General features: G+C 34.7%; 19 protein-coding genes. 15 read left to right on the forward strand and 4 right to left on the reverse strand.

Going from position 1 to position 18627, the window contains the following annotated elements; translation table 11 throughout:
- Complete coding sequence (gene eno / locus LF845_RS08050; RefSeq protein WP_242820498.1) at positions 1–1287, reverse strand: phosphopyruvate hydratase; 1287 nt, start codon at positions 1285–1287, stop codon at positions 1–3.
- A 109-nt stretch (positions 1288–1396) separates the two neighbouring features.
- Here eno and LF845_RS08055 point away from each other — a divergent pair, with 109 nt between their 5' ends.
- From LF845_RS08055 to LF845_RS08070, 4 genes are read left to right on the forward strand one after another with little or no spacing between them, the layout of a single operon-like run.
- Positions 1397–2590 (forward strand): hypothetical protein, encoded by a 1194-nt coding sequence (locus LF845_RS08055; RefSeq protein ID WP_242820499.1) that lies wholly within the window; start codon positions 1397–1399, stop codon positions 2588–2590.
- Positions 2587–3315, forward strand: a complete 729-nt coding sequence (locus tag LF845_RS08060) for a hypothetical protein (RefSeq protein ID WP_242820500.1) — start codon at positions 2587–2589, stop codon at positions 3313–3315. The genes LF845_RS08055 and LF845_RS08060 overlap by 4 nt, the downstream gene beginning before the upstream one ends.
- Complete coding sequence (gene nadB / locus LF845_RS08065) at positions 3315–4877, forward strand: L-aspartate oxidase (protein WP_242820501.1); 1563 nt, start codon at positions 3315–3317, stop codon at positions 4875–4877. The genes LF845_RS08060 and nadB overlap by 1 nt, the downstream gene beginning before the upstream one ends.
- Positions 4849–5532 carry a tRNA (5-methylaminomethyl-2-thiouridine)(34)-methyltransferase MnmD gene (locus LF845_RS08070; protein WP_242820502.1) on the forward strand — a complete coding sequence of 228 codons (684 nt, stop codon included), beginning with the start codon at positions 4849–4851 and terminating at the stop codon, positions 5530–5532. The genes nadB and LF845_RS08070 overlap by 29 nt, the downstream gene beginning before the upstream one ends.
- On the opposite strand, the gene pepD is transcribed toward LF845_RS08070, so the two are convergent.
- Positions 5521–6900 (reverse strand): beta-Ala-His dipeptidase, encoded by a 1380-nt coding sequence (pepD, locus tag LF845_RS08075; RefSeq protein WP_242820503.1) that lies wholly within the window; start codon positions 6898–6900, stop codon positions 5521–5523. The two genes, LF845_RS08070 and pepD, sit on opposite strands and share 12 nt — an antisense overlap.
- Positions 6901–7041: 141 nt before the next feature.
- Here pepD and trxA point away from each other — a divergent pair, with 141 nt between their 5' ends.
- Both trxA and LF845_RS08085 read left to right on the forward strand, forming a co-directional pair.
- Positions 7042–7359 carry a thioredoxin gene (gene trxA, locus LF845_RS08080; protein ID WP_242820504.1) on the forward strand — a complete coding sequence of 106 codons (318 nt, stop codon included), beginning with the start codon at positions 7042–7044 and terminating at the stop codon, positions 7357–7359.
- A gap of 21 nt (positions 7360–7380) precedes the next feature.
- Positions 7381–7566, forward strand: a complete 186-nt coding sequence (locus LF845_RS08085) for an FmdB family zinc ribbon protein (RefSeq protein ID WP_242820505.1) — start codon at positions 7381–7383, stop codon at positions 7564–7566.
- Positions 7567–7664: 98 nt separating this feature from the next.
- Here LF845_RS08085 and LF845_RS08090 read toward each other — a convergent pair whose 3' ends face one another.
- Positions 7665–7946 carry an integration host factor subunit beta gene (locus LF845_RS08090; RefSeq protein ID WP_242820506.1) on the reverse strand — a complete coding sequence of 94 codons (282 nt, stop codon included), beginning with the start codon at positions 7944–7946 and terminating at the stop codon, positions 7665–7667.
- Positions 7947–8089: 143 nt separating this feature from the next.
- Here LF845_RS08090 and murJ point away from each other — a divergent pair, with 143 nt between their 5' ends.
- From murJ to nspC, 6 genes are read left to right on the forward strand one after another with little or no spacing between them, the layout of a single operon-like run.
- Positions 8090–9586 carry a murein biosynthesis integral membrane protein MurJ gene (gene murJ, locus LF845_RS08095; protein WP_242820507.1) on the forward strand — a complete coding sequence of 499 codons (1497 nt, stop codon included), beginning with the start codon at positions 8090–8092 and terminating at the stop codon, positions 9584–9586.
- On the forward strand, positions 9583–10035 hold the full coding sequence (dtd, locus tag LF845_RS08100) for a D-aminoacyl-tRNA deacylase (RefSeq protein WP_242820508.1): 453 nt from the start codon (positions 9583–9585) through the stop codon (positions 10033–10035). The genes murJ and dtd overlap by 4 nt, the downstream gene beginning before the upstream one ends.
- 18 nt (positions 10036–10053) lie before the next feature.
- A complete protein-coding gene (locus LF845_RS08105) occupies positions 10054–10674 on the forward strand; it encodes an MBL fold metallo-hydrolase (protein WP_242820509.1) in 621 nt (206 codons plus the stop codon).
- 4 nt (positions 10675–10678) lie between these two features.
- Positions 10679–12523, forward strand: a complete 1845-nt coding sequence (gene speA, locus LF845_RS08110; RefSeq protein WP_242820510.1) for a biosynthetic arginine decarboxylase — start codon at positions 10679–10681, stop codon at positions 12521–12523.
- Between the two features lie 12 nt (positions 12524–12535).
- Positions 12536–13753, forward strand: coding sequence for a saccharopine dehydrogenase family protein (locus LF845_RS08115; RefSeq protein ID WP_242820511.1), 1218 nt, complete (start codon positions 12536–12538; stop codon positions 13751–13753).
- Positions 13750–14919: a carboxynorspermidine decarboxylase gene (gene nspC / locus LF845_RS08120; RefSeq protein WP_242820512.1), complete on the forward strand. Its 1170-nt coding sequence runs from the start codon at positions 13750–13752 to the stop codon at positions 14917–14919. The genes LF845_RS08115 and nspC overlap by 4 nt, the downstream gene beginning before the upstream one ends.
- Here nspC and LF845_RS08125 read toward each other — a convergent pair.
- Positions 14914–15450 carry a 50S ribosomal protein L11 methyltransferase gene (locus LF845_RS08125; RefSeq protein WP_242820513.1) on the reverse strand — a complete coding sequence of 179 codons (537 nt, stop codon included), beginning with the start codon at positions 15448–15450 and terminating at the stop codon, positions 14914–14916. The genes nspC and LF845_RS08125 overlap by 6 nt on opposite strands.
- 187 nt (positions 15451–15637) lie before the next feature.
- Between LF845_RS08125 and LF845_RS08130 the strand changes: the two genes are divergently transcribed.
- The 3 genes from LF845_RS08130 (at position 15638) to speB (ending at position 18625) form a co-directional block, all read left to right on the forward strand.
- Entirely contained in the window at positions 15638–16657 is a 1020-nt protein-coding gene (locus LF845_RS08130; RefSeq protein WP_242820514.1) for an aspartate-semialdehyde dehydrogenase, read from the forward strand.
- 155 nt (positions 16658–16812) lie between these two features.
- On the forward strand, positions 16813–17778 hold the full coding sequence (gene rfaD, locus LF845_RS08135) for an ADP-glyceromanno-heptose 6-epimerase (protein WP_242820515.1): 966 nt from the start codon (positions 16813–16815) through the stop codon (positions 17776–17778).
- 7 nt (positions 17779–17785) lie between these two features.
- Positions 17786–18625, forward strand: coding sequence for an agmatinase (gene speB / locus LF845_RS08140; protein WP_242820516.1), 840 nt, complete (start codon positions 17786–17788; stop codon positions 18623–18625).
- The last annotated feature ends 2 nt before the right edge of the window (positions 18626–18627 follow it).

An 18627-nucleotide genomic window follows, 5' to 3' on the forward strand; every position in this document is an offset into this window, starting at 1 on the left:
CTACTTTAAATTATAAAAAGCTTGAAGTCCCGGATAAAAACTTTGATCAAGCAATTCTTCTTCTATCCTAATAAGTTGATTATATTTACAAACTCTATCAGTCCTGCAAGCAGAGCCTGTTTTAATCTGCCCTGCATTAACTGCAACTGCTAAATCAGCTATAGTAGTATCTTCAGTCTCTCCAGAGCGGTGGGAAATTACACATGTATAACCTGCTCTTTTAGCCATTTCAATGGCAGCCAAAGTTTCAGTTAGTGTACCAATTTGATTTAATTTAATTAATATAGAGTTTGCTATTTTGTTATCTATACCTTTCTTAAGCCTTTCTGTATTTGTAACAAAAAGGTCATCCCCCACAAGCTGCACTTTATCTCCAATTGCATCTGTAAGCTTTTTCCAACCATCCCAGTCATCTTCAGCCAAACCATCTTCAATTGAAATTATTGGATATTTTGCAATTAAATATCTATAGTACTCAATCATATCATCAACACTCTTCTCAGGATTTTTCTCCGCAGCCATTATATACTTACCATCTCTATAAATTTCACTTGATGCTACATCAAGGGCCAAATATATATCCTCACCAGCCTTATAACCGGCCTTTTCAATTGCCATCAAAATAACTTCCAATGCCTCTTCATTTGATTTCAAATTTGGTGCAAATCCACCCTCATCACCGACTGAAGTACTATACCCTTTCTCACCCAACACTTTTTTTAGACTATGGAAAGTTTCAGTCCCCATTCTTAAAGCTTCTTTAAAGGAAGAAGCACCGAGAGGCATAATCATAAATTCTTGTATATCAACATTGTTGTCAGCATGTTTTCCGCCATTTAAGATATTCATCATAGGAGCAGGAAGCTGATGAGCAAATGTACCACCTATATATCTGTAAAGAGGAAGCCCAAGAGCATTTGCAGCGGCTTTTGCGCAGGCAAGAGAAACACCTAAAATTGCATTAGCACCTAATTTCTCTTTATTCTTAGTCCCGTCGATATCAAGCAAAATTTCATCTATTAATTTTTGTTCCAATACATCTATCCCTTCTATTTCAGGGGCAATTACTTCGTTTACATTTTGGACAGCTTTAAGCACCCCTTTTCCTGCAAATCTATCTTTGTCCCCATCTCTTAACTCTACCGCTTCAAATTCACCTGTGGATGCTCCTGACGGAACTGCCGCAACTCCTACCGTTCCATCACTTGTAACCACTTCAACTTCAACAGTCGGATTTCCCCTTGAATCTAAAATCTCCCTTGCATATACATCAATAATATCTGTCATAACTCACCTCAAAATTATTTTTAAACCATTAGATATATATTGCAAAATATTCAAAAAAACAATACTATTTGGAGCTTATTTAATAGAAATACAAACACAAAGGTGACAGATGTATAATATTCCAAATTTACTTTTTGCAGATAAAAACGGAAATATATATGATCATCCCGCGTTAAAAATGTGTTGTAGAACAAATAATTTTGATATAGTCCCTTATGAGTCAGAACTTGAAGAGCTCCCCAAATATTCTAAAATAAAATTTATCGAAGGGGCAAAGCCGTTAGGTTATGACCAGGAAACTGCAAAAATAATAGAATTTGACGGCGGTTTCCCTATTTATACCACTCCGCCAAAAGGATACTTGAGGGTAAGTCTACCTGCATTAAAAAAAACAGGCCAAACAATATTGACTAATGAGGCACATACCCCTGTTGGGTTTATGGATGAAAAATTTTACTTTTCTGCCATTAAGATAGATATACAAACTTCAGATATTACACAAACTAAAAGCTTCAAAGATATTTTTATGAGTTATAATGGCAACAATGCTCTAATCTCTCACTTTGCCAAAATGTCAAAAGCGATATATAGAGATATTGAAAACCTCACACCTTTCGGTAACGAACTGATTCTTGACACTTTTTACCTTGAAAATAATTCTGTGAATGAATTGACCGATTTGATAAATTTTTTAAATGACAATCAAAAAGATGTTGTAATTACCTTTTCTAACCTCACCCAGGAAAAGGTTATATCAAAAATCTGTGACTGTTTGAAAAAGATCAAAAAAAATGACAACCTTACGATTAATATTGAGCCATATCAGATAAATATAGAAGCAATGAAATCTATACTTAACAGTGATATTGACATAATGACATTAAACATTTCATCTTTGAACAACTCCTTTGCCCACAGTATGCTCGGTTTTCACCAAGAGTATGAAACTTACTTTAAGTATGCACAGAAACTTATTGATACATCTAAAATATATGGCTTTGAAATTATTTTAAACCTAAGTGTGCTACCCGGATTTACCGACATTAAACCAAATGTTCAAAGTCTTATTGACTTTTTAACCACATATAACTTAAATTTCCTAAAGCTTTCAAATATGGCAATTGATGGTGACATTTTTTTTAAAAGTGATAAAATATTAGAAGAAGAGATATTGGGTATTAAGAATATGCTTAAAGAAATTAAGAAAAAGTGCAAGTCAGTTAAGTTTGGGGCATTTACAAGAAGTAGAAAATATCTTCATAAAGATACCGGTCTGCCAGACCTAAAAAGGAGGAAAAAATGAAAAAAACTCTGACACTTGCTATCTTACTTTTATTGTTGATAGCTTCAGCTTCGTTTGCCAAAGAAATCAAATTAGATTCTCAACTTAGTCAAGACCTATTTAAATCTGTTTCAAAAGAGCTTGGCGTTGCCTTGGCATTCAATCCAATGTCACCTGCTGAACCACTCGGCATTACCGGCTTTGATGCTGCTGCCGAAGTAATTGTTACTGATATTAACGATAACAGAGATTACTGGAAATTTACATTTAAAAATGAAGATACAATACCGATGATACCTACAGCAAGGATTCACTTGCAAAAAGGATTACCGTTTAATCTGGATATAGGTGCAATGTACTCTTCAGTCCCTTCTACTGACATAAGGCTTTGGGGTGTAGAGCTGAAATATGCAATTCTTGAAGGTGGTATTACAATGCCTGCCATAAGCATTAGAGGTGCTTTTTCAAAACTTGAAGGTGTTGATGAGCTTGATATTAACACATATTCAGGAGATTTGCTTATAAGTAAAGGTTTCCTCTTCCTTACACCTTATGCCGGCGTTACAATGCTGAGAGTAAATGCAAGCGAAAACAGTGATTTAGTGAGCCTTGATGATGTTCACGAAACAATATACCGCGGTCTTATCGGTTTGCAGGTATCACCACTACCACTTCTTAACATTACCGTAGAAGCAAGTATTGGTGAAGTAAAGCAGTATGGATTAAAATTGGGGCTTAGATTCTAATGGGATTTACATATTATGACTATATAGTTTTAGGAAGCGGAGTAGCCGGGCTTAGAGCTGCCGTTGAACTTTCTAAGCAAGGTAGCGTAGGAATAATTACCAAATCTTTCTTAGGAGAAAGTAATACGGAATACGCTCAAGGTGGTGTAGCTGTAGTATTGTCTGACGATGACGATATTTATCTGCACTATGAAGATACCATAAAAGCCGGAGATGGACTTTGCGATAAAGATGCTGTTATGACCCTTGTTGAAGAAGGACCAAAATATATCAAGGAGCTTATACAGATGGGAGCCATGTTTGATATGCATGGTGACCATCTATCTTTTACAAGGGAAGCCGCACACAGCGTTAATAGGATAATACATGCCAAAGGGGACGCAACCGGGCATGAGATAGTAAGGGCATTAAAGGAATATGTATCAAAAATTGAAAATATTGATAAAGTTGAGAATTACTTTATTGTTGATTTGATAAAATGTGGTAACAAAATCTGTGGTGTAGTTGCAATCAACGAAAATGAAAACTCATTTCACTACTTTTATTCAAAGGCTGTTATTCTTGCCACCGGTGGTGCCGGGAGACTTTTTGAAAGGACTACAAACCCTGAAGTTGCCACCGGAGACGGTATGGCCATAGCATTTAGAGCAAATGCAACACTTAAGGATATGGAATTTTTTCAATTTCACCCTACCGGGCTTCACATCGAAGGTGCACCTGCATTCCTTTTAAGTGAATCGATGCGTGGGGAAGGTGCCGTTTTAAGAAATATTCATAAGGAAAGATTTTGCCATAACTACCACGAACAAGGGGAGCTTGCTCCAAGGGATATTGTAAGCAGGGCAATATTTTTTGAAATGCAAAAAACAAACTCAAAATTTGTTTATATGGACCTTACTCACATTGATAGTAATTACTTAAAAAATAGATTCCCTAAGATATATTCTACGTGCTTGAATTACGGCATAGATATCACAAAAGACTTAATTCCTGTAAGCCCGGCAGCTCATTACTACATGGGTGGAATAGAAACAGATATATGGGGCAGAACAAATATCTACGGACTTTATGCATGTGGGGAAACAGCCTGCACGGGAGTCCATGGCGCTAACAGACTCGCAAGTAACTCACTACTTGAAGGTGTAGTCTTTGGCGCAAGGTCGGCTAAAGCTGCTATAATAGATACAAAATATGATGAGCCTCTAAAGCCCGTTGCACCTACAACAGAAAAAATGGATCAATCAATTGACTATAAAGCTTTAAAAACCGAGCTTCAAAGGGTAATGTGGGAGAATGTAAGCGTAATAAGAAACGAAAAGTCGCTAAATACTGCTATAAATTTTATCGATAAATATCTTAATCAGTTTTTAAACGCTACCCCTTTTGACAGATATTCAGGAGAAGTCAGAAACATGTTTGTAGTAGGAAAATTGATGGCTGAAGCTGCTCTTGCAAGAAAAGGGAGTCGTGGCGGACATTTTAGGGACGATTACCCGGAAAAAGTTAATGATTCAAGACATATAGTATTTGAGAATGCCCAATTTAGTCCCACTATACGGTAAAGATAAAAAAATTTTTGCCACAACTGATGGCTCTTTTTCATTCTTTAACCTTACATTTAACGAGGCCTACAGAGCTAAATCAGTCGGAGCATATAGTGAAAGCCTCTATAAATTTGTTTTGGCTTCAGAAATCGTAGAAAAATTAAAAATTTCAAGTGTTAGGCTGCTCGACATATGTTTTGGGCTTGGCTACAATCTTGCAATTACGCTAAATGAAGCTCTTAAAACTGATGCCACAAATATACTTGATATAACCTCCCTGGAAATCGACAAGGAAGTCGTAGAATTGGTAAAAAATAGCCTTATATTCTTCCCTTATAAAGGTTATTCCCTTTTAAAAGATTTGATAACATCAGGGATAAAAAACAATTTTCGACTTAATATTGTATATGGTGATGCCTCAAAAACCTTATTCAGTCTGAAAAATAATTTCGATATTATTTTCTTTGACCCATTTAGTAAATCAAAAAATCCGGAAATGTGGAATATTAATATATACAAAAGACTCTATACGCTCTTGTCTGATGATGGAGTGGTAGTAACTTACGCATGCAGCAAAAAAATACGGAGGGAGTTTGAAGAAGCAGGTTTTAAAACCTACCCTACTCCAAACCTCCCCAAAGATTTTCAGCCCGGGACAATATTACGAAAGTGATAATATTATCTCTTTGCACCAACGATAAACTTTATTTATAGATGAAATACTGACATTTTCATTTACACTGTGTGGAAATTTTATATTAGGGCCGATGGAAATCACATCAATCTCAGGATACTTTTCTTTTATAATTCCACACTCAAGCCCAGCGTGAATAATCTTAACTTTTAAATCAGAATAATTGTTGTCGTAAATTTGTTTGGCAATACCTAAAAGCTTTGAATTGAAGTCAGGCTGCCAAGCCGGATAGTCATTATCACTAAAAAAGCTATAATTAAATTTTTTAAAAATAGAGGATATTTTTTCATTTAGTTTTTCTTTTAATTCTTTATCAGAGCTTCTTATACTAAGCAAAAATTTAATTATACCACCATCAGTAGTAACTTTAGCAAGATTCGATGATAATACTACATGGTTTTCCTGCCTCTCCATAACGCCATATGGAAGCTCCTGTATAAGAGAGATTAACTCTTTACTATCATATTTATTTAGTGAATTAACCAAATTTTCATTTTTTGAAAGAGCTACATTTAGTTTACTCTCTATATTTTTATATTTTTCTTCAAACTCTTTGCATATTTTTTCTATTTCATCATAAGACAGATTAGAGTTAAAAACTGAAATAGCACCGGTTGGTATAACATTATGCCTTGTCCCTCCATTAATAAGGGAAATCTCTATATCCCCAATAAAATTAAGAATCTCCCCCATCAATTTTATAGCATTAAGTCTATTTTTATCTATATCTACACCCGAATGCCCGCCAAAAAGTCCGGTTATTTCAATTTGGTATGAATATGCAACCTGACTTTTCAAAAAATTATATTTTTTATCCCCATACAAGTCCCTTCCACCTGCACAACCGATAATTATTTCATCATCATCTTCCGAATCAAGATTAATCATATATTTGGAGCTCAAAAGTCCGCTTTCCAAGTTATTTGCACCGTTTAGGCCCGTCTCTTCATCCACTGTAAAAAGCAATTCAAGGCCTTTATTTTTTAAAATATCTTTATCTTCAGCCAAAGTCATCATCATTGCAACACCAATACCATTGTCAGCTCCGAGTGTAGTCCCATTAGCTTTAATAATATCACCATCAATTATAATATTTATGGGGTCTTTAGTAAAATCATGATTAACTTCAGGAGATTTTTCACACACCATATCCAGATGACTTTGTAATGCTACTTTTTCCGCATTGTCACCAACATAAACGAAAAGATTGTTCCCCCTATCTTCAGTAAAAGGGAAATTATTTTTTTCCGCCCAACCTTTTAAATATTGAATAATTTTACCTTCATTTTTTGAACACCTTGGGACTCCGGAAATTTCTTTAAAATATTTAACGATATTTTCTGTCACATCCGCCTCCGATATAACCTATTATTAAACCTAAACTCATCCTAACATAATTTACTTTTAAAGAGTAATACTTTTTCGTTTTTGTTGACAATTTTTGTATAAAATATATATTGTGAAATCAATCAATTTAGGAGGTAATGGATGGCAACTGTATTTACGACCGAAAATTTTAAGAGTGAAGTGTTAGATAGCGATGTTCCGGTACTTGTGGACTTTTGGGCTGTATGGTGCGGTCCCTGTAAGATGCTTACCCCTACTATCGACCAAATAGCTAAGGAATTTGAAGGTAAAGCAAAGGTAGGGAAAGTAAACGTTGACGACAATCAGCAATTGGCTGCTCAGTTTGGCATCATGAGCATTCCTACCGTTATTATCTTTAAAGGTGGAAAGGTTGTTGAGCAGTTTATAGGCGTTCAACCTAAAGGCGTCTATGTCGACGCATTGAACAAACACCTTTAGGGCACATTCAAGAGGTTATAAATGCCGATTTACGAATATGAATGCAAAGATTGCAAAAATATTTTTTCAAAGCTTGTAATAAAACAAGACGCAAAGGTTGAATGCCCTTCTTGCAAATCTCAAAATGTAGAAAAGAAGATGAGTAAAGTTTCTTCTGTGGGAAATGCGGGCTCAACATCCTCTTGTGGACACTCGGGCTTTAGCTGAGCTTAGAAACTAATTGCCGAGGTTCGGCAATTAAATAAAAGGCACCTAAAACGGTGCCTTTTTTATTTTAAAAAACATTTAAAACAGTATAATTTTTATTAAAGGTTTATTAACTGCTCCTTAATCTCTTTCCCAGGTTTAAAATAAGGAACTTTTTTGGCAGGAACTTCAACCTTTTCCCCAGTTTTAGGGTTTCTTCCGGTTTTTGCAGATTTTTCTCTGACTTTAAAACTTCCAAATCCCCTAATCTCTACCTTACCACCACTTTTAAGAGTATCTTTAATAGATGAAAACACACCATTTACAATAAACTCAATCTGCTTCTTAGTCATATCAGGGTATTCTTCTGATAGCTTTTCAATTAATTCTGATTTAGTCATAACCGACAGCCTCCTTTAAAAGATAAAATTACTTCCATTTTTAACTATATCGTATTATAACTTGTATAATGTTATGTGTAAAGTAAATTTTAGAAAAACTGTAGCTAAAATATTCAAAAAGAGGTTATTGAAGTTTAACTATAATGAAATTTAAAGAAAAAAAACGTTCTTTATTTGCAAAAATATTACACTCAAGCTTCGGAGTATTTACCAGTAGAATATTTGGACTTATCAGGGACTTAGTTATTGCCGCTCTTTTCGGTGCTTCCAAATATACCGATGCTTTTTTTGTTGCATTTGCCATTCCAAACTTATTCAGAGCCTTATTTGCAGAAGGGGCACTTTCTTCTGCATTTATCCCCATTTTAGCGGAAAATAGAAATAAAGGGGTCAAATATTCCAACACATATATGACAAAAATAATTACATATTTGTTCTTAATTGTAGGATTATTAACCTTTATTATAATAATCTTTTCCAAATACTTTATTTTATTATTTCTGCCTGGGTATGCAACCGATAAAGAGATGGTCATTTTTGCTTCAAACATTTTGAAGATTGTTATGCCGTATCTTCTATTTATAAGCATATCTTCAATATTTGCTGGCTTTTTAAATCTTCTTGGAAGTTTTTTTATCCCCCAATCATCTACAGCCCTTTTAAACATTTCAATGATAGCAGGGGCTTATATTGGGTGGATATTTGATAATAATATTTATTATTTGGCTTACGGTGTTTTCGTAGGCGGAATTTTACAATTACTATTATTATTTGTATTCTCTTACATTTACGGCTACAGAATACAATCAAACCTTAAAATGTCAGATAATGTAAAAAAAACATTCTTACTTATAATTCCGTCTATTTTTGGAGTTGGCATTAGCCAATTAAACTTTACCGTTGGTAGAATTATAGCCTCTTTTTTAAATGAGGGGAGCATTTCATATCTATATTATGCAAATCGCCTCTTTCAATTCCCACTTGGTGTATTTTCTGTTGCACTAAGCGGGGTAGCACTTGCCGAACTTAGCAAAACTGACATAATTGATACACAATCAAAACAACACAACCTTATTGACAAAGCATTTATTGCCATCATTTTAATAATACTCCCTGCAACAATTGGTCTTATCTTACTATCTGACGAAATTACACGTTTTATTTATCAGAGAAACCACTTTACAGCACTTGATGCAGCGCAAACTGCTTCAGCTCTCATTATGTATTCAGCCGGATTAATATTCTTTTCTTTTGTAAACCTTTTTACAAAAGTTTTCCATTCGCGAAAAGATACAAAAACTCCCGTAAAAATAGCAGCAATCTCATTTATTTGTAATGTAATTTTCATGCTATTGTTTATAAAATGGTTTTCTCACGCAGGCATTGCACTTGCATCCTCGTTTGCCGCTGGAATCAATGCATTTCTTTTGTATGCATATATCAGAGATTATAGTTTTAATTTTAAAAACAACTTGGCAATTATTTTGAAAATAGTTTCAGCTTCTGCAATAATGGCTACAGTTGTAACAATATTAAAACATTACAGTTTAAACCTATTGATTGTAATTTTAATTTCTGCTATGACTTACTTTCTTTGTTTAGCAGTACTAAAAGTTAATATAAGGAGAGTACTCAAGTGAAATGCTGCATCCAAAGGGCTGATTCCGCTTACGTTGAAATAGATGGAAAAATATATTCTCAAATAGAAAAAGGTCTCTTGGTCCTTGTGGGCTTCTTTAATAATGATGAAGAATCTTATATCGATTTTATGTCAAAAAAGGTCTGCGGACTTCGTATCTTTGAAAATGATTCTGGGAAGATGGACTTATCCGTTCAGGATATTGAGGGAGAGCTATTGATAGTAAGTCAATTTACTCTGGCAGGTGAAGTTAAAAAGGGGATGAGACCTGATTTTATGAATGCAATGCATCCTGAAAAAGCTGTAAGATATTATGAAAAATTTATAGAAAAATGCAAAAATATACTTGGAGAGAGTAAAGTTAAAACAGGTGTATTTGGAGCAAAAATGAAAATTGGCCTTGTAAATAACGGCCCTGTAACTATAATCTTAGAAAAACAAGAAAAATAAGTTTTCATGGGAGAAGAGATGAAACTTCAGATTTTAAATGTAGGCCCCCTTTATGTAAACTGCTCCATTTTTTCAGTTAATGACAAATGTATAATATTTGACCCGGGTGATGATTTTAAAGAAATAGATGAGTATCTCACAAAGAATAAACTGACGCCGTTATTTATCTTAAACACACACGGTCATTTTGACCACATTGGCGCTGTAAATGAAATAAAAGAAAAATATAATATTCCATTTTACGTCTCAAAAAAGGATGAGCAAATTATGGAAGACTCTGCTAAACAGGCTGTTATTTTCGGCCTACCCCCAAGAAAAGCTCCAATTATAGACAAAGATGTCAAGGACGGTGATATTTTTGAAATTGAGGGGGTCAAAATTAGAGCTATTGCAACCCCGGGGCACACTCCAGGGGGTATGTGTTATCTAATTGAGAATCAACATATTCTAATATCGGGGGACTCCCTTTTTTACCTCTCAATAGGGAGGACTGATTTTCCTTACTCAGATTTCGATGCGCTGGTAAGCGGGATTAAAAATAAATTATTTAAGTTGCCAAGTGAGACAGTAGTAATACCAGGACATGGGGATAAAACAACTATAGGTTTTGAAAAGAAAACCAATCCTTTTTTGAGGTAAATATATGGATTATGGAATAAAAATTTGGTCCAAGAATTATTTTAAAATTAAAGACGGTAAAGTAATTATTAATCATGGTAAAAAGCCTGCAATAGTGGATATCGTAAAAGATGTCAGAAGCGAAGGCTACAAAGGTCCTTTGCTAATAAGATTTCCACATCTCATTAAAAATCAGATAGACACACTCTTTGAGAGTTTTGAAAAATCGATGAAAGAATATTCATATAATGGGAAATTTAACGGTGTATTCCCTCTTAAAGTTAATCAATTCCCAAATTTTGTAATACCATTAACCGAAATCTCCCAAGGTTATAACTACGGGCTTGAAGCGGGCAGTAAACCTGAGCTTATCATTGCTATGAGCTACACAAATCTCGGCAGCCCCATAATTGTTAATGGTTTTAAAGATAAAGAAATGATAACACTTGGATTTATTGCTGCTCAAATGGGGCACGATATCACAATCACAATAGAAGGTATTAATGAGCTTGAAACAATACTGGAAGTAGCAAAAGAGATGGGATCACCTTACCCCAATATTGGCCTAAGAATCAGACTACACAGCTCAGGTATCGGCATTTGGGCCAAAAGTGGCGGCATAAACTCAAAGTTTGGACTTACTTCTGCGGAGCTTGTAGAGGCTATGACAATGTTAAAACAAGCCGATATGCTAGAAAATTTTAAAATGATACATTTTCATATCGGCTCACAAATTAGCGAAATTTCACCAATGAAAAAGGCGTTGCGTGAAGCTGGTAACATTTATGCTGAACTTTACAAAATGGGGGCAACAAACTTAAACTCTGTTGACCTTGGGGGCGGACTTGCCGTTGAATATAGCCAACACAAAGGAATATATGAAAAAAACTATACATTGGAAGAATTTACAAGTGACGTTGTATATCTTTTGAAAATGATTGCACAAAATAAAAAGGTTCCAGAACCTGATATATACATAGAAGCAGGAAGATTTATAGCGGCAAGTCATGCCATTGTGGTAGCACCTGTCCTTGAGCTTTTTTCTCAGGAATACGATCAAAAAGAGTTGAATCTTAAAGAAAAAAATCCACCGTTAATTGATGAATTATACGAGCTGTATAAGATAATGAATGAAAATAATGCCATAGAATTTTTACATGACAGTTTGGATCACATGGAATCCCTCTTAACCCTTTTTGATCTTGGTTACATTGATTTGATAGACAGGAGTAATACCGAGATACTTGTTCACCTTATTATCAAAAAAGCTGTGGATTTATTAAGGAATAAAGATCTAACTGACATAATAAATATTCAAAATATGATTCAAGAAAGATACCTTTTAAATTTCTCAATATTCCAAAGCCTTCCCGACTATTGGGGGCTCGGACAAAATTTCCCAGTTATGCCCCTTGAAAAATTAGATGAAAAACCAACAAGATCTGCAAGCTTATGGGATATAACTTGTGATAGTGATGGGGAAATATCTTTTGATACTCAAAAGCCTCTATTTTTACACGATGTAAATCTCATTGAGGAAGATTACTTTTTATGCTTCTTTCTTGTAGGAGCTTATCAAGAAACAATGGGGATGCAGCATAACCTATTCACCCATCCGACTGAATTAACTGTGGATTTTGATGAAGAAGGTAATTACGAAATAAAAAATATCATTGAAGCCCAAAATATTTTGGATATACTTGATGATATGGATTATGATATAAAAGATGTTGAAAGAAGATTAAAACAAAAAATAGAAGAATCAAAAAAGATAAATGATGATATGAGGAGCTATATTTTAGGTAAACTATATGTTTTCCTGAGTGAAAACTGTTATCTTAAAACCATTGCAGGATGTAAAAATGACTAAAAAGGAGCAATTATGGGAAAAGTAATTATTATTGGCGCTGGAGGCGTTGGAAACGTTGTTGCTAAAAAATGTGCAAGTTTGCCGAATGTATTTACAGAAATATGCCTGGCAAGCAGGACATTATCTAAATGTGAGCAAATAGCAAAAGAGGTAAAGAAAAATTATAATGTAGATATTAATGTTGAGCAGGTTGATGCTGATAACGTTAAGGATTTGGTAGCACTATTTAAAAAGTATAACCCTGATTTGGTAATTAATGTTGCACTCCCTTATCAAGACTTGACAATTATGGATGCCTGCCTTGAAGCAGGAGTAAACTATCTTGACACTGCAAATTATGAGCCTATCGATACAGCTCATTTTGAATACAGTTGGCAGTGGGCTTATCAGGATAAATTTAAAGAAAAAGGGTTAATGGCTATTTTAGGCTGTGGTTTTGACCCGGGGGTTACAAATATTTTCTGTGCTTATGCACAAAAACACTTATACGATGAAATTAATTATATTGACATATTAGATTGCAATGCCGGTGACCACGGGCATCCATTTGCGACAAATTTTAACCCTGAAATCAATATACGGGAAGTCACCCAAGTTGTTAGACATTGGAATGAAGGTAAATGGGTAGAAACACCACCTATTATTGAAGATGGCTCCGTTCATTTTACATTTAATTATCCTGAAGCAGGACCAAGAGAAAGCTATCTTTTATATCACGAAGAGATGGAATCCCTTGTAAAAAATATAAAAGGATTAAAAAGGATTCGCTTTTGGATGACCTTTTCAGATAATTACCTTACTCATTTAAAAGTTTTACAAAATGTTGGAATGACAAGAATTGATGAAGTAGATTACGAAGGGTGTAAAGTAGTCCCACTGAAATTTTTAAAAGCACTGTTGCCTGACCCTGGTAGCTTAGGGGAAAACTATAAAGGGAAAACTGTAATCGGCTGCGTTTTTGACGGTATAAAGGGTGGCAAGAGATTTAAAAAATACATCTATAATGTATGTGACCACGCAGAAGCCTACAAAGAAGTACAAGCTCAAGCTGTATCTTACACTACCGGAGTACCTGCTATGATCGGTGCTATGATGTTTCTAACCGGTGAGTGGAAAGGTGAAGGGGTATTTAATGTAGAGCAACTTGACCCTGATAAATTTATGGAAGCGCTCAATAAATACGGTCTACCATGGCAGGTAACCGATTTTGACGGGAAATTACCTGAATGAAAAAGTTTGTAGATATTGCAGAAACATATTTTCCCACAAAGATAACCGGCAGGGTTAAAACACCCTGCTACCTTATCAGTGAAAAGAAAATTGAGGAAAATTGTCAAGTTTTAGATTATGTTCAAAAAGAGACAGGAGCGAAAATACTCCTTGCTTTAAAAGCATTTGCACAACCTTATGGATTTAACATAATAAAAAAATATCTCCATGGAGTCTGTGCCAGCGGTCCAGTTGAGGCAAGACTTGGAAGGGAAGAATTTTCAAAAGAGGTACATACTTTTGCTCCCGCTTTTACAAAAAAACAATTTGATGAGGTTTTACAATATTCTGATCACATAATATTCAACTCTGTCAACCAGTTTAACAAATATGCACACTTGGCAAAATCGAACGGGAAAGAAGTGGGCTTGAGAGTAAATCCCGGATACTCTGAAGTTGAAGTTGAGCTTTACGATCCTTGTGCTGTCGGCTCAAGGTTTGGCGTCAACCCTGAAAATTTGACTGACTTTGATATTGCTCAGTTAGACGGCCTTCATTTTCATGCGATGTGTGAGCAAAATGCGGATGTACTTGTAAGGGTGCTTGAAAGTTTTGAAAATAGATTTGGAAAATATATTGATAAGTTAAAATGGGTAAATTTTGGCGGAGGTCATCACATCACTCGTGAAGATTACGATATCAATTTATTGATTGAAACTATAAATAAATTTAGAAAAAAACATAATAACATCAATGTATATCTCGAGCCGGGTGAAGCAGTGGTGCTCAATGCTGGTGTATTTGTCACTGAAGTGCTTGATATAATTTATAATGGAATTGACATAGCTATTCTTGACTGCTCCGCTGAAACACATATGCCTGATGTTTTAGCAATGCCATATACTCCAAAAATAATTGGAGCTGACAAACCAGGTGTTTACAAATACACTTACAGGCTTGGAGGGATATCTTGCCTGGCAGGTGATTTTATAGGTACATACACGTTCAAAAACCCGCTGAAAGTTGGTGATAGATTGGTTTTGCTTGATATGGCGTTATACTCTTTCGTCAAAAATACCACATTTAATGGGATAGAACTTCCCTCAATAATCTACTTTGACAAAGATTATACTATAACGTATCAAAAGGATTTTGATTATTTTGACTACAAAAACAGGTTATCATAGCTTTTTATAAAGCATTGTCACAAAATCCTCGTGATAAATGGCTCTTATAAACTTAAATCCACTGTTTATATATTTAGATTTCACAAAATAGGCATCCTCAATGGGGATGCCTGATAAAACAAGCTCCCCTTCCGATTTTAAACTTTGAAAATTATATTCGAGTAGATTAAGAATTATATCTACATAAATATTTGCCACAATTACATCAAACTTTGATTTGATACAGTTGTTATCTCCGCAAGCTATATAAATATTATCAAGATTATTGGCTATGATATTCAATTTACTGGTCACACAAGCCTTATAAGATATATCAAAACCCACAATATTTTCAGCACCGCACATGGAAGCTGCTATCGACAATATCCCTGTGCCACAACCAATATCTAAAAAAGACTTACCATTTAAATTCATCTCCCCAATTAATTTCAGACACCCTTTCGTGGTCTCGTGTTCACCGCTGCCAAATGCACCGTTTGATATTACAAACTTTCTATTGTTTATTGTGTAAGTGAATCTTTTATTTTCCATGCGACTTTGTAACAGCTGCACAAATATTTTTCAACTGAATTGATACAGTTTGCAAAACAAAAATTATCTTATAACCTATTAAATCCTAATAAAATAATTTTATTTTTAATTATCTTCTAAAAATTATTGACATTTATGTCTAATAGTAATAACAGTTCAAATTTATAAACCTAAGGTGAGGTGCAATATGACTAATTTTACTAAAAAGAGTGCATACAATGTAGCAATTGCCGGTGCCACCGGTGCAGTCGGAGAAACTTTCTTACAAATTTTAGAAGAGAGAAATTTCCCTATCAAAAACTTAAAACTCCTTGCTTCTGCAAGATCTGTTGGCAAAAAGTTGAAGTTTAAGGGTAATGAATATACAGTAGAAGAACTAACTCACGATTCTTTCAAGGATGTAGATATTGCCCTTTTCTCTGCGGGCGGTTCAAGAAGTCTTGAATTTGCTCCTTCAGCAGCTAAAGCAGGTGCACTTGTAATTGATAACAGCTCTGCATTCAGGATGGATAGGGATGTACCTCTTGTTGTGCCTGAAGTAAACCCACAAGATGCTTTCAAACACAACGGAATTATTGCAAATCCTAACTGCACAACAATCATTATGGTAGTTGCGCTCAAACCACTTCATGACTATTCAAAGATTAAAAGGGTTGTAGTTTCTTCTTATCAGTCTGCCTCCGGTGCAGGGGCTAAGGCAATGGAAGAGCTCATGAAACAGACAAGAGATTGGGCTGCAGGCAAGGAATTAAAAGTAGAAAATTTTGCCCATCAACTGCTATTTAACGTAATTCCACATATCGATAAATTTACTGAAAACGGCTACACAAAAGAAGAGATGAAAATGTTTAATGAAACAAGAAAGATAATGGGTGACGATACAATTAAGGTAAGTGCTACTTGTGTCAGGGTGCCTGTTTTATCTGCACACTCAGAAGCTGTCACTGTTGAAACTGAGAAAGAGATATCTGTTGAAAAGGCAAAAGAACTTTTTGCTTCAGCTAAAGGTTTACAAATTATAGATAATCCAGACAAAAATGAATACCCTATGCCACTTTTTGTAGCAGGCAAAGATGACTGCTATGTGGGAAGAATAAGAAAAGACATATCTGCTGAAAATAGTTTGAGTTTCTGGGTTGTTGGTGACCAATTAAGAAAGGGTGCTGCACTTAATGCTATTCAGATTGCTGAGCTCTTTATAAAATAACTCAAGGCATCCGCAAGGATGCCTTTTTTATTCATACTTTCCAAAATAAAATATTTAATCCTTTTAAAAAATCAAACAATATTGAAAACAAATATCTTGATTTTAAATGTGTTAAAGTTTATTTCATTACTAAATCAAAATTAAAGGGGTTTTATATGATACTTATTACAGGAGCAGCAGGATTTATTGGCAGCTATCTGATGGGATATCTGAATAAGCTTGGTGAAGATAGAATCTTGGCTGTTGATAAGCTGGGAGCAAAAGAAAAATGGAAAAATTTACTTGGGAAAAAATATATCGATTTTGTTGACAGGGACTATTTTATTGAAAATCTTGGAAATTTTAATAACATCAAATTTATTTTCCATATTGGTGCTTGCGCAGACACTACGGAATTAAACCTTGATTATCTAATGAGCGTAAATTTTGGCTACAGTAAAAAGCTTTTTAAATATGCCGAAGATAAAAAAATACCATTTATTTATGCAAGCAGTGCAGCAACATACGGTGCAGGCGAATACGGATATTCAGACAACACCGAATTCATTAACAAACTTCGCCCTTTAAACCCTTACGGTTTTTCCAAACAGATTTTTGATGAGTGGGTTTTAAGGCAAAATGACAAGCCACCTTTCTGGGCAGGGTTTAAGTTTTTCAATGTGTTTGGTCCAAATGAATATCATAAAGGAAGAATGGCAAGCGTTATATTCCATGCTTACAACCAATTAAAAGAAACAAAAAAGATACGTCTCTTTAAATCCCACAAAGACGGTTATAAAGATGGTGAGCAAAAACGAGATTTTGTTTACGTGCTTGATGTTTGCAAAGTCTTGACATTTTTTTATGAAAAACAAACAAAATCAGATATTTACAACCTTGGAACAGGTACTGCAAGGACTTTTAACGATTTGGCTGAAAGTGTTATTAAATACAGTGGCATAGATGGTCAAATAGAATATTTTGATATGCCGGAAGATTTAAGAGACAGATATCAATATTTTACTGAAGCAGATATGGATAAGCTCAAGAGTGTGGGATACGAAAAAGATTTTTCTACATTAGAGGAATCTATAAAGGACTATGTTACAAATTATCTAATGGAAAACTATAAAACTTATTGAGGTAAATATGGCAATATCTAACTGTTTTATCGGTTGTAACAAAGAGTTAAAAGAAGCTGAGATTGCTTTAATCGGCCTGCCTTACGATGGAACTAGTAGTTACAGGCCTGGCTCAAGATTTGCTCCAAATGCTATCAGAGAGGCATCTTACGGGTTAGAAACGTACTCACCTGTATTTGATGCGGATTTAGAAGAAAATATATCGGTTTGCGATACAGGTGACATTGAGCTCCCTTTTGGCGATGTTAAAAGAACATTATCCATGATTTATGAAAAAACAAAATCTTTATCAGACAAAAAGGTATTTGCCATTGGAGGAGAACATCTTGTTACATTGCCGGTATTTCAAGCATTGTATGACAAATTTCCTGAACTTTATGTAATCCATTTTGATGCACATGCGGATTTAAGGGACGACTATTTAGGCGACACTTTATCTCATGCAACGGTTATAAGAAGAATTTCTGATATCACAGGTTTTGGTAAAATATTCCAATACGGTATTAGAAGCGGTACAAAAGAAGAATATCAGCTTATAAAAAAACACAATACTTTAAACAGACCGATTGATGATATCAAAAAAATTATTGGTAACGCACCTGTCTATTTAACTGTTGATCTTGACGTTCTTGATCCATCAATATTCCCTGGGACAGGCACTCCTGAACCGGGAGGCTATACTTACATCCAACTTCTGGAAAAAATAAGAAATCTGCATGATATGAATATAATAGGCTGTGATGTTGTTGAGCTCTCACCTCACTATGATCAATCAGGCGTATCAACAATTGTAGCAGCAAAAATTATAAGAGAGCTTTTTTTCATTTTAGGGAAAAAAAATGTTTGAAA

Source organism: Deferrivibrio essentukiensis (assembly GCF_020480685.1).
GTDB classification, from domain to species: domain Bacteria; phylum Chrysiogenota; class Deferribacteres; order Deferribacterales; family Deferrivibrionaceae; genus Deferrivibrio; species Deferrivibrio essentukiensis.

What these genes read in the sequence shown, in the direction of transcription:
- LF845_RS08125 (WP_242820513.1), bottom strand. Translation starts at nt 15,450, where the DNA reads ATGGAAAATAAAAGATTCACTTACACAATAAACAATAGAAAGTTTGTA.
- rfaD (WP_242820515.1), top strand. Translation starts at nt 16,813, where the DNA reads ATGATACTTATTACAGGAGCAGCAGGATTTATTGGCAGCTATCTGATG.
- LF845_RS08070 (WP_242820502.1), top strand. Translation starts at nt 4,849, where the DNA reads ATGCCCAATTTAGTCCCACTATACGGTAAAGATAAAAAAATTTTTGCC.
- nspC (WP_242820512.1), top strand. Translation starts at nt 13,750, where the DNA reads ATGAAAAAGTTTGTAGATATTGCAGAAACATATTTTCCCACAAAGATA.
- nadB (WP_242820501.1), top strand. Translation starts at nt 3,315, where the DNA reads ATGGGATTTACATATTATGACTATATAGTTTTAGGAAGCGGAGTAGCC.
- eno (WP_242820498.1), bottom strand. Translation starts at nt 1,287, where the DNA reads ATGACAGATATTATTGATGTATATGCAAGGGAGATTTTAGATTCAAGG.
- LF845_RS08105 (WP_242820509.1), top strand. Translation starts at nt 10,054, where the DNA reads ATGAAACTTCAGATTTTAAATGTAGGCCCCCTTTATGTAAACTGCTCC.
- LF845_RS08115 (WP_242820511.1), top strand. Translation starts at nt 12,536, where the DNA reads ATGGGAAAAGTAATTATTATTGGCGCTGGAGGCGTTGGAAACGTTGTT.
- LF845_RS08060 (WP_242820500.1), top strand. Translation starts at nt 2,587, where the DNA reads ATGAAAAAAACTCTGACACTTGCTATCTTACTTTTATTGTTGATAGCT.
- LF845_RS08085 (WP_242820505.1), top strand. Translation starts at nt 7,381, where the DNA reads ATGCCGATTTACGAATATGAATGCAAAGATTGCAAAAATATTTTTTCA.
- LF845_RS08130 (WP_242820514.1), top strand. Translation starts at nt 15,638, where the DNA reads ATGACTAATTTTACTAAAAAGAGTGCATACAATGTAGCAATTGCCGGT.
- murJ (WP_242820507.1), top strand. Translation starts at nt 8,090, where the DNA reads ATGAAATTTAAAGAAAAAAAACGTTCTTTATTTGCAAAAATATTACAC.
- LF845_RS08090 (WP_242820506.1), bottom strand. Translation starts at nt 7,946, where the DNA reads ATGACTAAATCAGAATTAATTGAAAAGCTATCAGAAGAATACCCTGAT.
- speB (WP_242820516.1), top strand. Translation starts at nt 17,786, where the DNA reads ATGGCAATATCTAACTGTTTTATCGGTTGTAACAAAGAGTTAAAAGAA.
- speA (WP_242820510.1), top strand. Translation starts at nt 10,679, where the DNA reads ATGGATTATGGAATAAAAATTTGGTCCAAGAATTATTTTAAAATTAAA.
- LF845_RS08055 (WP_242820499.1), top strand. Translation starts at nt 1,397, where the DNA reads ATGTATAATATTCCAAATTTACTTTTTGCAGATAAAAACGGAAATATA.
- trxA (WP_242820504.1), top strand. Translation starts at nt 7,042, where the DNA reads ATGGCAACTGTATTTACGACCGAAAATTTTAAGAGTGAAGTGTTAGAT.